The organism is Croceitalea sp. MTPC6 (genome assembly GCF_036985525.1).
Classification (GTDB): domain Bacteria; phylum Bacteroidota; class Bacteroidia; order Flavobacteriales; family Flavobacteriaceae; genus Croceitalea.
Genome location: NZ_BTGR01000049.1, coordinates 1 through 331 on the forward strand (window position 1 = coordinate 1; position 331 = coordinate 331).

The window sequence follows — 331 nt, forward strand, 5'->3', positions numbered from 1 at the left end:
GTTCGACGTGAGCGACAAGATCACCATCGGGGGCAGTGCCAACATTACCATTACAGAGGCCGTGGCACCGACCGGTGCAGGAACAGGGAGCATCGTTAACCCTTTTGGGTTTGCAAAGAACATCGGATCGGTCTATCCGGTCTTTGTGAACGATCAGCAGGGAAACCTGGTCAGGGACGTCTTCGGGGACCCCGTCTTTGACAACGGGGAGGGCTTTTCCGAGTTCAACATCGGCTCAAGACCGATCAGCCAGGGGCGCCATGCTGTTCAAGAACTCCTTTTGAACGATGAACGCGATAGGGACAACACCTACGGGTTCCGGTTCTTTACG

The 331-nt window shown here is 55.3% G+C and carries 1 pseudogene; it reads left to right on the forward strand.

The window, feature by feature from the left end:
* A pseudogene (locus tag AACP56_RS17995) lies at positions 1 to 331 on the forward strand (SusC/RagA family TonB-linked outer membrane protein); the annotation flags it as partial.